Raw genomic sequence first — 17,192 nt, 5'->3', positions numbered from 1 at the left:
ACCAATAGTGCCACCACTACTGCTAGAGCGAAAGTCAGAGGGGCATCAACAGCTCCAGATGTTTGCCAAGCTTATACCAAGCCTCTGCCATCTCCGTTGTATAGCTGTGGCGCTGGTAGGTGCGTTTTATTTTGTTTTCTTCCGTGTGGTTCAGGCAGCGTTCTGCTACCTCAGGTAGGACTCCCTGTGCGGTCATAACCGTGGCGCCAGTGCGTCGTAGGTCGTGAGGCGTCCATTTTCCGCCTGGCAACAGCAATGCCTGGGCTTTAGAGCTTCGTCGACTCATTGTGCCCTGTTCTGGCTGGCGCTGCCTGTCACCGAGTTGCTTGGTTACTGTTTTAGAGCAAACTGGTCCGCTGTCATCGGTGTTGGGATAACACCAGGTGGAGTTAGCGTTAATTGCTCGAACAAGCTCGAACTGCTTGATGGCGAACGACGACAGAGTAATGCTGTGAGGTTTGCCATTCTTGCTATTCTCAGCAGGAATTAGCCAAGTGCCTTTGATAAGGTCTAAATGTATCCAGCGCGCGGTAAGAAGCTCCCCAATACGACAGCAGGTGGAAAGCGCAATCCAAATCGCCGCCTCGGTAGAGCGCAGCAAACCGGCTTCAGGGGCTACCTTGGCTAAGGTGTGAATTTCTTCATCACTTAGAACTCGGTCGCGTTCGACATCCTTGCCGCCGATCTTGGCTTTACGGATGCTGGCGGTAGGGTCGTATTCAATTAAGTCGCGATCTACTGCAAAACGGAACATTTGGCGCATCAGAGAAAAGGCAATTTTCGCCGCGCGATTGACTCCGCGAGCCAGCATGGTGTCAGTGACTACTGTGATGTGACCTTTTTTAATGTCAGCTACAGCCAAACTTCCTAAGAGCGGTAGGACGTCTTTTTCAAACATACGACGTACCTCTGCGCCTTTATCCTTACGGTTGATCAGATCAACCTTGGCCCAATGCTCGAATAGCTCGGTGACGCTTTTCCTCGCAGCCTGCCGAGCTTGCTCTGCTTCTTTATCAGCTTTTTCTGAGGCTAGACGGTCAAGTTCCGCATCGCGGGCAGCAATGCGGGAGGCCTCTTCAGCGGCCAGATGCTCACGGATATCACGAGATCCAGCTTTATGCAGGCCAGCGAGCTCTTTGGCTCGCTGGCCTGCTTCGGCGAGTGTCATGGTGCCTTCCAGTCCATCGCGGCTGTAGGTACCAATTGGGTAGGTGACGCGGTCACCGCTGCTGTTTGAGTAACGAAAGTAGAAAAGACGCTCACCGCTGGGCGTGATGCGTGCGACCAAACTACCATGCCCCCAGATGGCAACCTCGCTCAGCCATTTATCATTGCTGCCCGGCTTTGCGGTCATCTGCCGGTCGGTGATCTTTGCCATTGTCTATCCGCTGCTCCAGTTGCCAATTCGTTGCCAATTGAGATTGGCTTCTACGGAATTTTATCGGATGCGTTTGGACTGTCAAATAGCTAAGGTCCTCTATATTAGAGGGTTGTGAGGGTGTTTCTAGATTTGTCAGGACTGCTTTGGATAAATATTCACCTTTATGGGGTGCTAGGGGTAGAGTGTTCGAATCACTCCGTCCCGACCATATAATTCAAAGGGTTGCGAGATTTTATCTCGCGACCCTTTTTTATTTTAAGTCTTTTTTGCCCCAGCAAAACGACTGGCTCTGGGTGGAATTTTCAGCTTGGGTCGGGGTTGGGATTAGTCCCCAGCAGGGCTTAAGCATCAGATTGATAACCGAGTTGCCGACGGTTTTTTAGGTACATTCCTGTCGCACGTTGCCGACGCTAATTGGCCGATAGCTGGCTCTCGCCGGTGCTGATTGGACTTTATTCTCGCCTGCAGAAGCCGTCCAAGCGGCCCGCCGAGCTGTAAGCGCAAGTGCTTGTTTCCCTGGTGGCAGCACTTCGGATTTGCCCGAGAGAAATGCTACTTTGCTCGCTCGCATCGAATCTAGCTATTGATGCACTTCCCGCGCTCGTTGTTGGGCACCACGCCGTATTCCTGCCGCGACGTGCCCACCTGGTTCAAGTCTAAAGACAGCCTTGAGAGCCTGGCTTTTCAGCACCTTCATATCCCAAATACTTTGACAATCAATCTGTCATCTGCAACGATAATTTCGTCAGTGTACTGATTGAATTTAGCACATTGGCATTTGCTAAAAAACATCTGATAGCTGGGAACGCTCCGCCTCCAGAGTCGATCAATGCATCAATCCGGCTGGCTTAAATGATCAGCATGCTGATCATAATTTGCCGGGATGCGAGGCGAAGCAGCGGTGAGTTCTGAACCTTCTGACAGGGCCTTACAATGAAAACCACTAAACCCCGAAAGATAACTTTCGAAGAGCATTTCATGACCCCGGGTTTCGAGGGGTACTCCAAAAGCTTCATTCAACATATGAAACCTGAAATGCTCGCCAGGCTGAGCGCGCAGTTGAGCGATTTCGATGAGCTTCGACTCAGTGAAATGGATCGCTACGGCATCGATTTCAGCATCTTGTCGCAGACCGGTCCCGGGGTCCAAGGTGAGCAGGACTTCAAGCTGGCGTTGGCCCAAGCCCAGCGCAGCAACGATTACCTGGCTCAACAGGTACAACGTCATCCTATGCGTTTTGGCGGTTTCGCCAGTTTGCCCATGCACGACCCGAAACTGGCGGCAGCCGAGCTCACCCGTGCGGTCAAGGACCTGGGGTTCAAGGGTGCATTGGTAAATGGTCATACCCAGGGCATGTATTACGACGATCGTTCCTATGACGAGTTCTGGGCGTGCATGCAGGCGCTTGACGTACCTTTTTATCTGCATCCTGCAGACGCCTTCGTCTTCCCCCAGGTGTTCGACGGCCATCCGCAAATGCGTGGAGCGGCGTGGGGCTGGGGTGTTGAAACGGCCAGTCATGCCTTACGCCTGCTGTTCGGTGGTGTGTTCGATCGTTTTCCTGACCTCAAGGTCATTCTGGGCCATATGGGCGAAGGCCTGCCGTTTATCCCGTGGCGCCTCGACAATCGCTTCGCGGTTTACCCCCATGGCGTACATCTGGAGCGAGCGCCGTCGGAATACATCGGCAGCAATATCCTTATAACGACATCAGGGGTTTGCTCTCCGTCTGCCTTGAAATGTGCGCTGGCGGAGTTGGGCGCAGAAGCGGTGATGTTCTCCGTCGACTACCCCTATGAGTCTACTGCCGTTGCCGTCGAGTTCATCGATTCGGTTGATATTGAGGAAGAGGTGCGTGCCCAGATCTGTCATGGCAACGCCGAACACCTATTCAAGCTCTGAATCTGCCAACGCCACTCTGACCACGTCAATCAGCTAATACCGAGACCTTAATCATGACCAAGCTCCTGCGCATCGGGCAAATTGTGCCCAGCTCCAATACCACCATGGAAACCGAAATCCCTGCGATGCTCGCCGCCCGCCAGTTGATCCGGCCTGAGCGCTTCACTTTTCATTCCAGCCGGATGCGCATGAAGCATGTGCGCAAGGAAGAGTTGGCGGCGATGGATGCTCAATCCGACCGCTGCGCCCTTGAGTTGTCCGATGCCCGTGTCGATGTCCTCGGCTACGCCTGCCTGGTGGCAATCATGTCCATGGGCAAGGGTTACCACCGCGAGTCTCAACAACGCTTGAGCAAGGTGACCCAGGATAACGATGCGCCGGCACCGGTGATTACCAGTGCCGGTGCCCTGGTGGACGCAATCAAAGTGCTCGGCGCCAAGCGCATCGCTTTGGTGGCGCCTTATATGCGGCCACTCACGGAACTGGTGGTCGACTATATCGAGCACGAAGGCATCGAAGTCAAAGTCTGGCACGCGCTGGAAATCCAGGACAACCTCGCGGTCGCTCGCCATGATCCGGCCAACCTTCCAGGCATCGTTGCCAATCTGGACCTCACGGGTGTGGATGCCATCGTCCTGTCGGCCTGTGTGCAAATGCCTTCGTTGAGCGCGGTGGCTACGGTCGAGGCGCAAACCGGAAAGCCGGTGGTGACCGCAGCCATCGCCACGACCTACGCCATGCTCAAGGCGCTTGACCTCGAGCCGATCGTTCCCGGTGCCGGTGCTCTACTGTCCGGTGCCTACTGAGGAAGTGTCATGAGCCAATTTCTCTATGGCGCCAACATCCGCGCCAATGATATCCGTCAACATTACTTGCGCTTTGGCGGCGCCAGCGGTGAGCGGGCCACACGTGACCCGGTCATCATCATTCCCGGTATTACCAGTCCGGCGGTGACCTGGGTTTTCGTCGCCGAGCGCTTCGGCCAGGCATTCGACACCTATGTGCTGGATGTGCGGGGGCGGGGCCTTTCCGAGTCCGGTGCGGATCTGGACTATGGCGTCGAGGCGCAGGCTGCTGATGTCAGCGCTTTCGCCGAAGCCATGGGTTTTTCCCGCTTCAGTTTGATCGGGCACTCCATGGGCGCGCGCATTGCCGCGCGGATGGCGCGCAAAAGTGGCGCTAGTCTGGCGCGCATGGTGCTGGTCGACCCACCCGTCTCGGGCCCTGGTCGACGCGCCTACCCGTCGCAATTGCCGTGGTATGTCGACTCGATTCGCTTGTCTCAAGCCGGAATGAGTGCTGATGACATGCGCAGCTTCTGCCCGACCTGGACCGATGAGCAATTGTCACTGCGCGCCGAGTGGCTGCACACCTGTGACGAGCGCGCGATCAAAGCCAGCTTCGAGGCTTTTCACAGCGAAGACTTCCATGCCGATCTGCGCCACGTCAACTGCCCGGCACTGCTGATGGTTGCCGAGAGAGGCGGGGTGATACTGGATGAGGATATCGCTGAAATCCAGGGGTTGATGAGCGATGTGGCAGTCGTCCGGGTGGCCGATGCCGGGCATATGATCCCTTGGGACAACGAAGAGGGTTTCTATCGGGCGTTCGACAATTTTCTGGGGGCTTCGCTGCCCTCAGTCAGTGGAGAATAAACATGGCTGTCAGCGATTATGATTTGATCGAAGCCTGGAAGCACGTGCTCACCCTCAGCGATCTGCAGCGTGGTCAGAGTGTGACCATCCTGACGGGGGCCGATACTCATCCGCAAACGTTGCGCACGGCTCAAGTGGCCTGCCAGGCCCTGGGGGCGATTGTCAATCGGCTCGATCTGCCACCGGTAAACGGGGAGAAGGCGCTTAGCCGGGATTCCCTGGCGTACCTGGGGGTCACTCCATTGACTGGAAATGCGCCAGCGCTGGCGGCATTGAAAGCCAGCGATCTGGTACTGGACCTGATGACGTTGCTGTTCTCACCCGAGCAACACGAAATTCTTGCCAGTGGTACCCGAATACTGTTGGCGGTGGAACCTCCGGAAATTCTGGTGCGTCTGCTGCCCACCGTCGCGGATCGAGAACGTGTACTGAAGGCGGCGGCATTGATTGAACGCGCCAGTCAGATGCACGTTACCTCGGCGGCCGGTACAACGCTGACCTGTCCATTGGGTGAGTTCCCGGCGATCAGTGAATACGGCTTTGTCGATGCCCCTGGCCGCTGGGATCACTGGCCCAGCGGTTTCGTGCTGACCTGGCCCAACGAACTAGGGGCCAATGGGCGGATTGTGATCGATCGCGGCGATATCCTGTTGCCCCATAAGTCCTATGTGCAGGATCCGATTGAGCTGCAGGTAAAAAATGGCTACGTGACCAGCATCGAGGGTGGCGTGGAGGCTGCGTTGTTGCGCGACTACATGGAAGTGTTCAACGATCCTGAGGCGTATGCGCTGTCTCATATCGGCTGGGGCCTGCAACCCCGTGCACGCTGGTCGACCCTGGGCCTGCTCGATCGGGAGGCCCATATCGGGATGGATGCCCGAGCCTACGAAGGCAACTTCCTGTTCTCCATGGGCCCGAATAACGAAGCAGGCGGCAAGCGCACCACGGCTTGTCACATCGATATACCGCTGCGTAATTGCACAGTGCATCTGGATGATCGGGTGGTCGTCGACAAAGGCCGGGTAATGGACCGAGAGGACATGCAATGAACGAAAAACTACACACCTACGAGCGCCAGGGGTTTGGCACGCCGATGGGGCTGCCGGGGCCCTATGGGCTGTTGATCATTGACCTAGTTGAAGGCTTTGCCGACCCGGCAATCTTCGGCGGCGGCAATATTCCCGAGGCGATTGAGCGTACCCGGCCGCTATTGGACTACGCGCGCGATAAAGGCTGGCCGGTAGCCCACAGCCGCATTGTCTTCGCCGATGATGGGGCCGACCGTAATGTATTTACGCTGAAAGTGCCTTCGATGCTGACCTTGCTCGAACATGCGCATCGAAGTGCCATTGTGCCGTCGTTGACGCCGGTCGAGGGCGAATTGGTGGTGCGCAAGACCCTGCCTTCAGCCTTTTTCGGTACGGACCTGGCCGCCTGGCTCAACTTTAATGGCGTGCGTACGCTGCTGGTGGCCGGGGCTGTCACCAGCGGTTGTGTACGCGCCAGTGTGGTCGACGCCATGAGCCATGGCTTTCGCCCGCTCGTGGTGTCTGATTGCGTCGGTGATCGGGCGCTGGAGCCCCATGAGGCCAACCTCTTCGACATGGCGCAAAAGTACGCGGCAGTGATGACGCTGGAGGAAGCGCTGGCGACAGTGGGCTGATCGAACAGGGGGCTGTCATCTATCATAGCCTCGTGCAAAATGACTTGATGACAGACCCTGCTAGCAACGTGACCGTGCCAACAACCCCATGGTACGGTTATGCTTGCGTCATTTATGACTAGGAAATTTCATGACAGCCCCTGGTAATACGACACCCGACTCTGAGCTGGACGATCCGGCCAAAGAGCTTCTTTGGGGGCGTCCGGGTTTTCTCGTTCGCCGCCTGCACCAGATCCATGTCGCATTGTTCTTCGAAGAATGCAAAGGGATGAATATCACCCCCGTTCAATATGCCATTCTCACGACCCTTTCGGTCATGCCCGGGTTGGATCAGACAGCGCTGGCCCAGGAGGTCGGTCTTGATCGGACCAATACCGCTGATGTGGTAAAGCGTCTCGAAACCAACGAGTTGCTTTATCGCCAGCCGGATCCCCACGATCGGCGTACGCGCAACGTTTTTCTGACTGCGCAGGGTAGAGAGGTTGTGGCCGTCATGCATGAAAGCATGGCAAGGGCTCAGGAGCGAATGCTCCAGCCATTGCGTCCGGCGCAGAAGAAGCAGTTCATGGGGTTGCTGGCCATCCTGGTGGAATCCAACAACCAGTACAGTCGAACGGTATTGCGCGGGCTTTGATGGGTGGCTGGCTCGGGAATATGTAGGAGCGAGCTTGCTCGCGATGGACGTTAACGATGACGAGGGCTACCGGGATGAACGCGGTGCCCTCGAGTTTTTCGCGAGCAAGCTCGCTCCTGCATTACAGTGGGTACACCAGGTCGTTGGCGATCAGTGTGCTGTCATAAATCACCTGGCGCTCCAGCAGTAGCAGCTCGCCGTCGACTCGCTGGAAGCGGTCGTGGTAGGTGCCGGCCATGTGAGTCGTTGTCGGGCCTTCCACCAGTGTCTGCAGCAGTATGAAGTTGGCCTGGGCGGTGATAATGCCGCTGCTTGACTCATCGATCACGCGGGTATTGCCCAGCAGGTGCAGGTGATAGCGTGGTGCGAACATTTGCGTGCGAGAGATGGCCACCGCGCGGTCATGCATCATGTTGCGGCCCTCGGCGTAGATCAGGCCGACGGGCATGCCCATCTCGGCGTTTTCCCTTGATGTCACGCGATACAACGCATCGCTGGTGAAGAAATCCGGCCACTGCTCGATCAGGCCGTCGTCCAGCACGGCACAGTAGTCGGCATTGAAGGTCTCGATCTCCAGTCGCAGGCGCAGGGCGGTGGCCCGGTCAAGCCGGCAGGGGCGATAAAGGGGGTAGGGGCGGTTCAGTTCGTTGGCAAAGGCGTTCATTACAGCTCCATGATTTCGCGGTAGTGGCGGTAGAGGGCGCGGATCGCGGCTTCTGAAATAAGGGAGTTGGTGGTACCCACCTGACCGTGGTCAAGTTTGAGGATGTTGACGTCACTGCTGGAACGGCGTAGCCCTTCCTGGACGTACTTCATCGCTTCATTATCTTCCAGGCCGAGGAATCCGGCAGGGCCCATCAGGTTGCCTTGGCGCAATCGATGGCGCGTCATCTCCTCGGTGTCGTCTTCATAGCCGAACATCGTCCATTGCATGATCATGCTGTTCGGGCCGTTGGGTACGATCTGCCGTACGCCCAGGGTGTTCATTTCCCGCTGCACGATCAGGTTCGGCCAGATGGTCTGCATGGTCACCGACCATGGCGAGTCGGATTCCTTGATGTAATCCAGGAAGCGCTCGTCGAGCAGGCGCATGCCTTCATGGTAGGAGCGCATTTCGGCCTTGTTGGCGTCGCTGACGGCCGCGTATTTGTCTTCACTCTTGGCCGAGGCCATGGTGCCGTGACGGCCGTGAACCGGGTCGGCAATCATGGCGGACTTGTTGCCTGCCACCAACAGACCGAAGACCACCAGAAAGGAATGCAACAAGGTGGCGTGGTAAGGGTCTTTCAGGTTTTCGTGGTACATCTTCCAGTTGCAGGGCAACTCGTTGCGGTAGTAACCGAGCACTTTGAGTTTGCGGCCATCGAAAACCTTGCCCATATCTTCGATGATTTCCGGCGTCAGGTATTCTTCGATGGGTTCGACATCGGCGTGGTAGGAGGCAAAGACGACACCGTTCCAGGTGGTGACGTGGAGCTTTTTCAGGCCGTGGTCTTCGTTGCGGAAATCCTTGGGCATGCCGCCCTGTCGATTCACGCCGCGCTTGAAGGGTATGCCCTGCAGGTTGCCCTTGAGGTCGTAGGACCACTGATGGTACGGGCAGACAAACTCCTTGGCATTGCCTTGACTGTGTCGGCAGAACTCTGCACCGCGGTGCGCACAACGGTTCTCGAAGACATTGACCGAGCCGTCTTCTGCCCGCGCCACCACCACCGGGGTCGGGCCGACGAATGAGCGCTTGTAGTCCCCGGTGTTGGGGAGCTCGGCTTCCAGCGCGACAAAGTTCCAGGTGCGGCCGTGGAAGATGCGTTCGACTTCACGATCGTAGACGGCATGGCTGGTGTAGACCCAGTCGGGGATATAGTGAAGGTCATCGTTGGGCCACTTACAATCGGCCAGGGCGAGGTCCTTGTTGCCCCCGGTGCGGGCAATGACATCTTGCGAGTTATACATGGAGCGGCTCCTGAGAGGGGGCTGAAGAGGTGGACTGGATCGAGGTCCTGAATTGTTTTTCCAGCTGCCGCAGCGGCTGGTTGATGTCTGCCAGTGCTTGGGCCGAGCACGCGATGCCAGCCTCCATGAGGCTCTTGAGCGGGCGTAGTTCGCCGCCTGCGTTGGCGCACACCACATGCCTCAGTTGACCGTTGCGTAGACCCAGGCTCAGCCATTTCGGGGCCTCGGCAGTCGTGCTCAGGGTGCGTTGGACATAGGTCAGGCCCGGTTCGGGAAGCCCGAGCATCTGCAGGTTGCAATCGAATTGATCGCTCCAGAACCAGGGTAGGGGGGTGGGGCTGTCGTCCTCTCCCAGCATGGCGGCCGCAGCGACGCGTGCCTGCTCGTTGGCGTACTGCCAGGACTCAAGGCGCATGGGTTGACCGCAGTGAGCGACCTTCTGGGTGGCACAGTCGCCCGCGGCATAAATGCCGGCAATGCTGGTGGCGCATTGGGGGTCGACGGCGATGCCGCCATCGTCGGCCATCTCCAGGCCAATGGTTTTGGCCAGTGTGGTCTCGGGTTGCATGCCGGCGGCGACCAGAATAGTGCTGGGCGCAATGTCGGTACCGTCGCTCAAGCGGTACACGCCTGGCTCGCCAGAGTGCTGCTGATCGATGCTGGTTGCCAGGCGCAAGTCCACGCCGTAATCACGCACGCGCGCCGCCAGCCAGATCGAGATGTCGCTGGGCAGTGCCCGTTTGAGCAGATGCTCCCCGGCTTCCAGTTGAGTCACCTCGACCCCCAGCGAGCGGGCAGTAGACGCCACCTCCAGGCCAAGGAATCCGGCGCCGACGATCAACAGTCGACCTTTAGACTCCTGGAGAGTCTGGCGCAGTTTGAAGGCGTCGTCGGCCGTTCTCAGGTAATGAACATTGGCCATTGTCCGTGGGAATTTTTCCAGGACACGCGGCTGTCCACCGGTCGCCAGCAGGCAGCGATCCCACTCGATCAGGGTACCATCGTCCAGTAAAGCCGTACGCTTGAGCGGGTCCAGTGACTGGACGGCGGTTCCCAGGTGCAGTTCGATTTCATGTTCGCGATAAAAGTCGGTTTTGTGCAGGCCACTGACCGTTTGCGTGGACTCTGTCAGCACCGATTTGGACAAAGGGGGGCGCTCGTAGGGCGGATGAGACTCTCGGCCCACCAGCACAATCCGTCCACTGAAACCACGCTGGCGCAATGATGCTGCGGCCATGGCGCCGCATTGACCGGCACCGACGATAAGAATGCATTCAATGGTCATGGCGTTAACCCAGGTTCACGAGTACAGCGTTACCTTCGACCTTTACGGCGTAGGTTTTCAGGGGGGCGGTGGCGGGCGCGCATTGGGCCGCGCCGGTGCGCACATCGAATGTCGCCTGATGCAGCGGGCATTCGATGCAGCCGTCCTCCAGATAGCCCTCCGATAGCAAGGCATGCTGGTGGGTGCAAATGTTGTCCGTTGCAAAAAACTCCCCATCGCAGCGATACAGCGCCAGGTGCGCTTCGGGTAATTTGAAGGCCATTACCTGGTCGTCCTGAAGGACGTCCACCGTTGTTATTTTTATCCAGCTCATTAGGTTGCCCTTTGTCAGTATGCCCACAAATAATATTCAGTGTACTGACTAATATGTCAAATGATTTGAGCGCCGTATCGACATTCTCATTGAGCCCGTGAACGGAAGAAAACGCCCGCCTGTGAATTTTTAGCGGCTAGTCGTTGACGTGGCTTGGGGGATGATTATTATGTAAGTGTACTGATTAATTTCATACGTTAGCTGACGACTTTATAAAAACAGCCTTAAAGGACACTGATCATGCAGCTTCGCCGTTTCCTGAAAAATCTGGGTGCCGAGTGTCAGTGCCCTCGTCATTTCGTGGCGCATGCCGACCGGTTGAACATCGCAAACTCAGGAGTCCGCAAGGTATGAGCGAAGTCAATGAGTACCCTGGCAAATCGGGTCAGGGTGTTGGCGCCCGAGTGAAGCGCAAGGAAGATGAACGGCACCTGCACGGTCGCGGTAAGTTTGTTGCCGACTACCACATGCCAGGGCTTCGGGAAGTGGCTTTTCTGCGCAGCCCTCTGGCTCACGCCCTGATCACCTCGATAGACGTGCCGGCAGCCTTGAAGGGGCGAGCATTTGTGCGCGCTGACTTGAACAGTGCCAGCGACATCGTGGCCGACTCGACGCTTCCTACCTATCAACCCTCTGTCCAGCCGCCGCTGGCCAGTGGCAAGGTACGGTTTGTGGGCGAGCCCGTGGTAATGGTCTGCGCGGCGACCCGTGCCGAGGCCGAAGACCTGGTCGAACAGGTGATGGTCGATTACGAAGACCTGCCCGTGTATGCCGACGCTGCCAGCAGCGTCACTGCTACAGGTGACTTCATCCATGACAACTGGCACGACAATCGCTTCGTCACCTTGTATGCCGACAAGGAATTTACCGAGCGTGCGGCGACGGCGAGCGTGACGGTCACGCGCCGAATGAAGCTGGCACGTCAATGCATGGTGCCGATGGAAGGCAAGGCGGTTCTGGCTTACTGGGATCACAGCCTGGATCAACTGGTGGTCGTCACTGCCACCCAGGTGCCGCACATGATTCGCACCATCCTGGCCCAGTGTCTGAAGCTGGATCAGGGGCAGGTGCGGGTCATCTCGCCGGATGTCGGCGGTGCCTTTGGCTACAAATGCGTGTTGCAGCAGGAAGAGCTATGTATCGCCTGGCTGGCCATGACCTTCAAGCAGCCGTTCCGTTTTATCGAAGATCGCCGGGAGCACCTTACGGCGGGGGCCAATAGTCGCGAGCATGAATATGTCATGACCGCTCATGCGGATGCCAAGGGGCGGGTGTTGGCGCTCGATGCCAAGATCGTCATCGATGGCGGTGCGTATTCGGTCTGGCCGTTCACTATCGGTCTGGAGCCGGGCCAGGCGGTTGGCAATTTGCCAGGCCCCTATGCGTTTCAGGGTTATCGCTGCGTCACCGAATGCGTGGCAACCAACAAACCAGGCTTTGTCCCTTACCGCGGCGTGGCTCGCACCGGAGTCTGCTTCGCCATGGAGCTGACCATGGATGCGGTGGCTCGAGCCGTCGGGCGCGATCCGCTGGACGTGCGCCTGGACAACCTGGTGCGTCCTGAGCAAATGCCCTTCATCAACGTCGCCAACAAGCATCTCGACAGTGGTGACTATCCGGCCAGCCTGCGCAAGGCTGCCGAGCTGATCAAAGCGTCGGCGATTCGTGAGCGCCAGCGTCTGGGCGAAGCGGACGGTCGCCGCATCGGTCTTGGCTACGCCACCTACACCGAGCAGTCGGCCCACGGTACTTCGGTGTTCGCGACCTGGGGTACGCCTGTCATACCCGGCCACGAGCAGGCGACTGTGCGCATGACGCCGGATGGCGGTCTTGAAGTGCGGGTAGGTGTGCATTCCCACGGTCAGGGCATGGAAACCAGCTTCGCCCAGGTGGCCCACGAGGTACTGGGGATCGATATTGCAAGGATCAAGGTGCTGCATGGCGATACGGGACAGACACCGTTCTCTACCGGTACCTATGCATCGCGGTCGATGGTCATGGCTGGCGGCGCCATCGCGCGCGCCTGTCGTGAGTTGTTACCGCGCTTGACCCATATAGGCGCTTTTTTGCTGGGTGTGTCCGATGCGCAGGTCATGCTGCAAGGTGGCAGGGTGGTGTGTGATCAAGGCTCGGTGTCGCTGGATGACGTAGGGGCGGCCTGGTACATCAGACCTCATACGCTACCGGCTGACGTTAACCCTGCCGGGCTGGAAGTCACCACGGGCTTCAAGCCAGCCGTCGATACCGGTGCCTTTACCTACGCCACTCACGCGGTACTGGTTGCCGTCGACACCGACAGCGGTGAGGTCGAAATCCTTGACTACGTGGTGGTCGAGGACTGCGGCACGATGATCAACCCCATGTTGGTCGAGGGGCAGACCTATGGCGGGATCGCCCAAGGTATCGGCACTGCCATGTACGAAGAAACGCCCTATGACGTCAATGGTCAGCCATTGGCTTCGACACTGGCGGACTACATCCTGCCAGGTCCCACCGAAGTACCCAACTTGCGGATTCACCACATGGAGACGCCATCGCCGCATACCGAATTTGGCGCCAAAGGCATGGGAGAGGGCGGTGCTATCGCCCCGCCTGCCGCCATCTTCAATGCGGTCAACGATGCCCTCGCGGATCTTGGCGTTGAAGTCGCCGAAACCCCATTGACGCCGCGCCGGCTGCTACAGGCGCTGGCCAACGCCCGGACAGCAAGCAACAAGCAGGAGGTGGCCGCATGAAAGCCGTTGCGTTCGATTATCTACGTCCCGCAACCCTGTCGGTCGGGCTGGAGGCATTGGCCGATCAGTCTGCGGGAATCGTCAAGGTCATGGGTGGCAGTCAGTCGCTGGGCCCCATGCTCAACCTGCGTCTGGCACGTCCGAACAAGGTGGTGGATGTCAGCGGGTTTACCGAGATGCAACAGGTGAGCGAGGACGGCGAGTGGCTGCTGGTCGGCGGAGCGATTACCCACTCGCAGATTGAAGATGGCGTGTTCGCCGCACTGCGTGGAACCTTGCTTGCCGAAGTGGCTCCGCAGATCGCCTACAGGGCTATTCGCAACCGCGGAACCCTCGCTGGCAGCCTGGCCCATGCAGACCCGGCGGCCGACTGGGTGTTGGTGGCTTTTACCCTGGGCGCCGAAGTGGAGTTGCGCAGTGTTCGTGGAAAACGTCGGTTGAGCATGGCCGAGTTCATGCTCGGTGCCTATACCACTGTGCTGGCTGAAGATGAGCTGATTACCGGACTGCGCATTCCGCGTCTGGGGCCGCGTGCGACCTGGGGCTATCACAAGCTTTGCCGAAAAACCGGCGAGTTCGCCGAAGCCAGTTGTGCGGCGGTGTTTGACCCGGATCGTGGCCTGGCCAGGATTGTCCTCGGCGCGCTGGATGGCCCACCTTCACTGCTTGGGGAGTTGTCGGTGGCGGTCGCCCGACTGGGAGCAGCAGCACTTGAACCTGCCGCGTTGGCAAAAGCCGTGGCAAGCGTGACACCCGGTAAAGACGCAGTAGACCGACAACAAAGCCTCACCGCCTTGCGCCGGTGTCTCGATTCAGTATTCAAGGAACCTCGGGTATGACTTCTGTATGTATCAACGTCAACGGTAATCTGCTCGAGCGTGAGGTCGCGCCGAGAATGCACCTGGGCGACTTCGTCCGCGAAGAAGGTCGATTTACCGGCACTCACCTGGGTTGCGAACATGGCGTGTGTGGTGCTTGCACGGTATTGCTCGACGGCCAGCCGGTACGTTCGTGCACGACATTCGCGGTGGCCTGTGAAGGCCGACAGGTGACAACTGTCGAGGGCTTTGAGCAAGACCCGGTGATGGCGCTCCTGCGTGAGGCGTTCTCCGAACATCATGCCTTGCAGTGTGGTTACTGCACGCCGGGTATGTTGACCACTGCCCGCGACATTGTGCTGCGCTTGCCCGAGGCCGATGAGCATCGGATTCGTGTCGAGCTGTCCGGCAACATCTGTCGTTGTACGGGCTACATGGGCATAGTCGAAGCCATTCGCAGCGTCCTTGCGCAGTTACGTGAACAGCCCGATCCAGTGATCGAGTCCGCCCGTGCACAGGCCCTGGCGGGCCATGGCGTTGCGATACCCACCAGTGGCGGGTCTTTCGCTTCTTTTACCGCCGAGCACAGCGCGCAGACACCCGCTGTCGAGCTTTCCGCCAGCCCTGCGCCAGAACCCTCGAGCGAGCGTGCGCCTGCTGGAATCAAGGGCGGAACCCGGATGGATGGACGCTTCAGTGTCGGCTATCCGCCAGAACAGGTCTGGGCTTTCATGGCCGACCTGGAAGCGGTTGCCGGATGTCTTCCCGGTGCCAACCTGGAAGAAAACGACGGCGAGCGGGTCAAGGGCTTCATTGCCATCAAGTTCGGCCCGATGGCTGCCAAATTCGCCGGGGCGGCACGCTTGACGCGTAACGAGGAACAGCGTTCGGGCATGCTCAAGGGGGGCGGTCAAGACACCATCAGTCAATCGCGGGCCAATGGCGAGATTACCTACCGGGTGTTGTCCGATAACGCTGGGGCCACGCTGGTCGAAGTCGAAATGCTCTACTCGTTGCAGGGGCCTTTGGCGCAATTTTCGCGCTCTGGCCTGGTGAAGGACTTCGTGGCCCGGATGATTCTTGACTTCGGTCGCAACGTCGAACGACGCATGGATCCCAATGCCAAGCCGTCGACGCAACCGGCCAAACTGAATGTCTTTGCCTTGGGGATGAGCATCATCTGGAATCGCATCAAAGGGTGGTTCGGCCGATGAACAATGCGACCCTTGCCAAGGTTTCTCAGGCGCGCGGCATGACCCGTGAAGAGCGTAAAGTCATTCTTGCCTCTTCCTTCGGGGCATTGCTTGAATGGTATGACTTCTACATTTATGCGGCGTTGGCCGGCTACTTTAGCGTACTGTTTTTTCCCCCCGGAAACGCCACGGCGGCGTTTCTCGCCAGCCTGGCAACCTTCGGTGCGGGTTTTCTGGTTCGCCCGTTGGGGGCTTTGCTGTTCGGGCAGATGGGTGACCGCCTGGGGCGTAAACGTACGTTCATGGTCACCATCGTACTGATGGGAGTGGCCACCGTCGGCATCGGTTTGCTGCCGAGCTTTGAGCACATCGGTATCACCGCGACTATCTGCCTGGTGCTGTTGCGGTTGTTGCAAGGACTGGCCTTGGGGGGGGAAGTCGGCGGCGCGGTGACGTACGTTGCCGAGCATTCGCCCATGGCTCGTCGGGGGCTGTACACCAGCAGTCTGCAAATTACCGCAGGGGTTGGATTGTTGCTGTCGCTGGCGGTGGTCTACAGCCTCAAGGGGTTTATCAATGAAGAGGATTTTCGCGCATGGGGCTGGCGCTTGCCCTTCGTGTTGTCATTGGTGCTGCTGGCTATCTCGGTCTACGTGCGTGGCAAACTTGAGGAGTCGCCGACGTTCCAGCGCATGAAAGCCACTGGGCGTACTTCCCGCTCGCCGATCCGCGAGAGCTTCCTGCGCTGGAGTAACCTGCGCCTGGTGTTGATGCTGTTTTGTGTGGCCGCTGCACTGGGGGCGATTTTCGGCACCGGGCATTTCTACTCGATGTTCTTTCTCAATCGCACGCTCAAGTTGCCACTTGAGACCGTCCATTTGATTCTGGCCTGCGTGTTGTTATGCGCGACCCCGCTCTATCTGTTCTTTGGCTGGCTGTCTGATCGCTGGGGGCGCAAGCCTATTCTGGTGGCGGCTTGCCTGCTGGCAGCGCTGACCACTTATCCCATTTTCAAAGGTCTGACCCATTACGCCAATCCGGCCTTGGAGACCTTTCTGGAAACACCCATCAGTGTCGCTGCCGATGGCTGTGAGTTTCGCTTGTTCTCTGCACCCGTCAGCGCCTGCGATCGCACCCGCAGTTACCTGACCGATCAAGGGGTAGGTTATCGGGCTCAATCCGCCGAGGTCACCGGGACGGTCATCGTGACCATCGGCCAGCAACGGCTGGTAGACCCTGGCGCTGAGGATCTGCATCGGGCATTGGTGAGCGCTGGCTGGCCGGCGACCGCGGACCCGGCGCAGGTCAACAGGCCGATGCTGTTTGTGTTGATGCTCTTGCTGGTGGTTTATCTGGCGATGATCTATGGGCCGATGGCGGCGTTTATGGTCGAGCTGTTTCCCGCGCGCATCCGCTATACCTCGCTCTCACTGCCATTCCATCTGGGCGCGGGCTGGATTGGCGGCATGTTGCCTTTTATCGTTTCGGCCCTGAACGTGGCCTACGGCGATCCTTATTTTGGCCTGTGGTTTCCCGTATCGATCATCGCATTCGGGTTGTGGGTGACGTTGGTTTTTGCACCGGAAACCCGGGGCCGATCCCTTGAAGACGATGGCGCAGCCATCCACTGAACATGACCCGGGAGAGTGGCGATGTCTGA

General features: G+C 58.4%; 15 protein-coding genes. 10 read left to right on the top strand and 5 right to left on the bottom strand.

Going from position 1 to position 17,192, the window contains the following annotated elements:
* Positions 1-34 precede the first annotated feature (34 nt).
* A complete protein-coding gene (locus tag PMI31_RS03710) occupies positions 35-1,378 on the bottom strand; it encodes a site-specific integrase (protein WP_008016325.1) in 1,344 nt (447 codons plus the stop codon).
* A 981-nt stretch (positions 1,379-2,359) separates the two neighbouring features.
* Here PMI31_RS03710 and PMI31_RS03705 point away from each other — a divergent pair.
* From PMI31_RS03705 to PMI31_RS03680, 6 genes are all read left to right on the top strand, one after another.
* Positions 2,360-3,283: an amidohydrolase family protein gene (locus tag PMI31_RS03705; protein WP_202949431.1), complete on the top strand. Its 924-nt coding sequence runs from the start codon at positions 2,360-2,362 to the stop codon at positions 3,281-3,283.
* Between the two features lie 53 nt (positions 3,284-3,336).
* Entirely contained in the window at positions 3,337-4,089 is a 753-nt protein-coding gene (locus PMI31_RS03700) for a maleate cis-trans isomerase family protein (protein ID WP_008016322.1), read from the top strand.
* 9 nt (positions 4,090-4,098) lie between these two features.
* Positions 4,099-4,938, top strand: a complete 840-nt coding sequence (locus PMI31_RS03695; protein WP_008016321.1) for an alpha/beta fold hydrolase — start codon at positions 4,099-4,101, stop codon at positions 4,936-4,938.
* Positions 4,939-4,940: 2 nt separating this feature from the next.
* Positions 4,941-5,987, top strand: a complete 1,047-nt coding sequence (locus PMI31_RS03690; protein ID WP_008016320.1) for a hypothetical protein — start codon at positions 4,941-4,943, stop codon at positions 5,985-5,987.
* Positions 5,984-6,601 (top strand): N-carbamoylsarcosine amidohydrolase, encoded by a 618-nt coding sequence (locus PMI31_RS03685; protein ID WP_008016319.1) that lies wholly within the window; start codon positions 5,984-5,986, stop codon positions 6,599-6,601. The genes PMI31_RS03690 and PMI31_RS03685 overlap by 4 nt, the downstream gene beginning before the upstream one ends.
* Positions 6,602-6,731: 130 nt before the next feature.
* The gene (locus tag PMI31_RS03680; protein ID WP_008016318.1) at positions 6,732-7,235 is read left to right on the top strand and encodes a MarR family winged helix-turn-helix transcriptional regulator; all 504 of its coding nucleotides are present in this window, start codon (positions 6,732-6,734) and stop codon (positions 7,233-7,235) included.
* Positions 7,236-7,356: 121 nt separating this feature from the next.
* Here the strand turns inward: PMI31_RS03680 and PMI31_RS03675 are convergent, their stop codons facing one another.
* From PMI31_RS03675 to PMI31_RS03660, 4 genes are read right to left on the bottom strand one after another with little or no spacing between them, the layout of a single operon-like run.
* Positions 7,357-7,899, bottom strand: coding sequence for an aromatic-ring-hydroxylating dioxygenase subunit beta (locus tag PMI31_RS03675; RefSeq protein WP_008016317.1), 543 nt, complete (start codon positions 7,897-7,899; stop codon positions 7,357-7,359).
* The gene (locus tag PMI31_RS03670; RefSeq protein WP_008016316.1) at positions 7,899-9,188 is read right to left on the bottom strand and encodes an aromatic ring-hydroxylating dioxygenase subunit alpha; all 1,290 of its coding nucleotides are present in this window, start codon (positions 9,186-9,188) and stop codon (positions 7,899-7,901) included. The genes PMI31_RS03675 and PMI31_RS03670 overlap by 1 nt, the downstream gene beginning before the upstream one ends.
* Positions 9,181-10,473: an NAD(P)/FAD-dependent oxidoreductase gene (locus PMI31_RS03665; RefSeq protein ID WP_008016315.1), complete on the bottom strand. Its 1,293-nt coding sequence runs from the start codon at positions 10,471-10,473 to the stop codon at positions 9,181-9,183. The genes PMI31_RS03670 and PMI31_RS03665 overlap by 8 nt, the downstream gene beginning before the upstream one ends.
* Positions 10,474-10,477: 4 nt before the next feature.
* On the bottom strand, positions 10,478-10,786 hold the full coding sequence (locus PMI31_RS03660) for a non-heme iron oxygenase ferredoxin subunit (protein WP_043302191.1): 309 nt from the start codon (positions 10,784-10,786) through the stop codon (positions 10,478-10,480).
* 350 nt (positions 10,787-11,136) lie between these two features.
* On the opposite strand from PMI31_RS03660, the gene PMI31_RS03655 reads away from it, so the two are divergent.
* Genes PMI31_RS03655 through PMI31_RS03640 form a run of 4 tightly spaced genes read left to right on the top strand, consistent with a single transcriptional unit; the run spans position 11,137 to position 17,163 of the window.
* Positions 11,137-13,521 carry a xanthine dehydrogenase family protein molybdopterin-binding subunit gene (locus tag PMI31_RS03655; protein WP_008016312.1) on the top strand — a complete coding sequence of 795 codons (2,385 nt, stop codon included), beginning with the start codon at positions 11,137-11,139 and terminating at the stop codon, positions 13,519-13,521.
* Entirely contained in the window at positions 13,518-14,360 is an 843-nt protein-coding gene (locus PMI31_RS03650) for an FAD binding domain-containing protein (protein WP_008016311.1), read from the top strand. Before PMI31_RS03655 ends, PMI31_RS03650 begins: the two co-directional genes overlap by 4 nt.
* Positions 14,357-15,553: a xanthine dehydrogenase family Fe-S subunit gene (locus PMI31_RS03645; protein WP_008016310.1), complete on the top strand. Its 1,197-nt coding sequence runs from the start codon at positions 14,357-14,359 to the stop codon at positions 15,551-15,553. The genes PMI31_RS03650 and PMI31_RS03645 overlap by 4 nt, the downstream gene beginning before the upstream one ends.
* Positions 15,550-17,163 (top strand): MFS transporter, encoded by a 1,614-nt coding sequence (locus PMI31_RS03640; RefSeq protein WP_008016309.1) that lies wholly within the window; start codon positions 15,550-15,552, stop codon positions 17,161-17,163. Before PMI31_RS03645 ends, PMI31_RS03640 begins: the two co-directional genes overlap by 4 nt.
* Positions 17,164-17,192 lie beyond the last annotated feature (29 nt).

Origin of the sequence: Pseudomonas sp. GM55 (assembly GCF_000282395.1) — a bacterium.
Classification (GTDB): Bacteria; Pseudomonadota; Gammaproteobacteria; order Pseudomonadales; family Pseudomonadaceae; genus Aquipseudomonas; species Aquipseudomonas fluorescens_CC.
Note: the sequence above shows the minus strand (reverse complement) of the source record. Positions and strands in the feature narration are given on the sequence as shown.

Excerpts from the sequence above, each read along its gene's own strand:
- PMI31_RS03670 (WP_008016316.1), bottom strand. The coding sequence starts at position 9,188 with ATGTATAACTCGCAAGATGTCATTGCCCGCACCGGGGGCAACAAGGAC.
- PMI31_RS03655 (WP_008016312.1), top strand. The coding sequence starts at position 11,137 with ATGAGCGAAGTCAATGAGTACCCTGGCAAATCGGGTCAGGGTGTTGGC.
- PMI31_RS03675 (WP_008016317.1), bottom strand. The coding sequence starts at position 7,899 with ATGAACGCCTTTGCCAACGAACTGAACCGCCCCTACCCCCTTTATCGC.
- PMI31_RS03695 (WP_008016321.1), top strand. The coding sequence starts at position 4,099 with ATGAGCCAATTTCTCTATGGCGCCAACATCCGCGCCAATGATATCCGT.
- PMI31_RS03650 (WP_008016311.1), top strand. The coding sequence starts at position 13,518 with ATGAAAGCCGTTGCGTTCGATTATCTACGTCCCGCAACCCTGTCGGTC.
- PMI31_RS03665 (WP_008016315.1), bottom strand. The coding sequence starts at position 10,473 with ATGACCATTGAATGCATTCTTATCGTCGGTGCCGGTCAATGCGGCGCC.
- PMI31_RS03710 (WP_008016325.1), bottom strand. The coding sequence starts at position 1,378 with ATGGCAAAGATCACCGACCGGCAGATGACCGCAAAGCCGGGCAGCAAT.
- PMI31_RS03685 (WP_008016319.1), top strand. The coding sequence starts at position 5,984 with ATGAACGAAAAACTACACACCTACGAGCGCCAGGGGTTTGGCACGCCG.
- PMI31_RS03645 (WP_008016310.1), top strand. The coding sequence starts at position 14,357 with ATGACTTCTGTATGTATCAACGTCAACGGTAATCTGCTCGAGCGTGAG.
- PMI31_RS03700 (WP_008016322.1), top strand. The coding sequence starts at position 3,337 with ATGACCAAGCTCCTGCGCATCGGGCAAATTGTGCCCAGCTCCAATACC.
- PMI31_RS03680 (WP_008016318.1), top strand. The coding sequence starts at position 6,732 with ATGACAGCCCCTGGTAATACGACACCCGACTCTGAGCTGGACGATCCG.
- PMI31_RS03705 (WP_202949431.1), top strand. The coding sequence starts at position 2,360 with ATGACCCCGGGTTTCGAGGGGTACTCCAAAAGCTTCATTCAACATATG.
- PMI31_RS03640 (WP_008016309.1), top strand. The coding sequence starts at position 15,550 with ATGAACAATGCGACCCTTGCCAAGGTTTCTCAGGCGCGCGGCATGACC.
- PMI31_RS03660 (WP_043302191.1), bottom strand. The coding sequence starts at position 10,786 with ATGAGCTGGATAAAAATAACAACGGTGGACGTCCTTCAGGACGACCAG.
- PMI31_RS03690 (WP_008016320.1), top strand. The coding sequence starts at position 4,941 with ATGGCTGTCAGCGATTATGATTTGATCGAAGCCTGGAAGCACGTGCTC.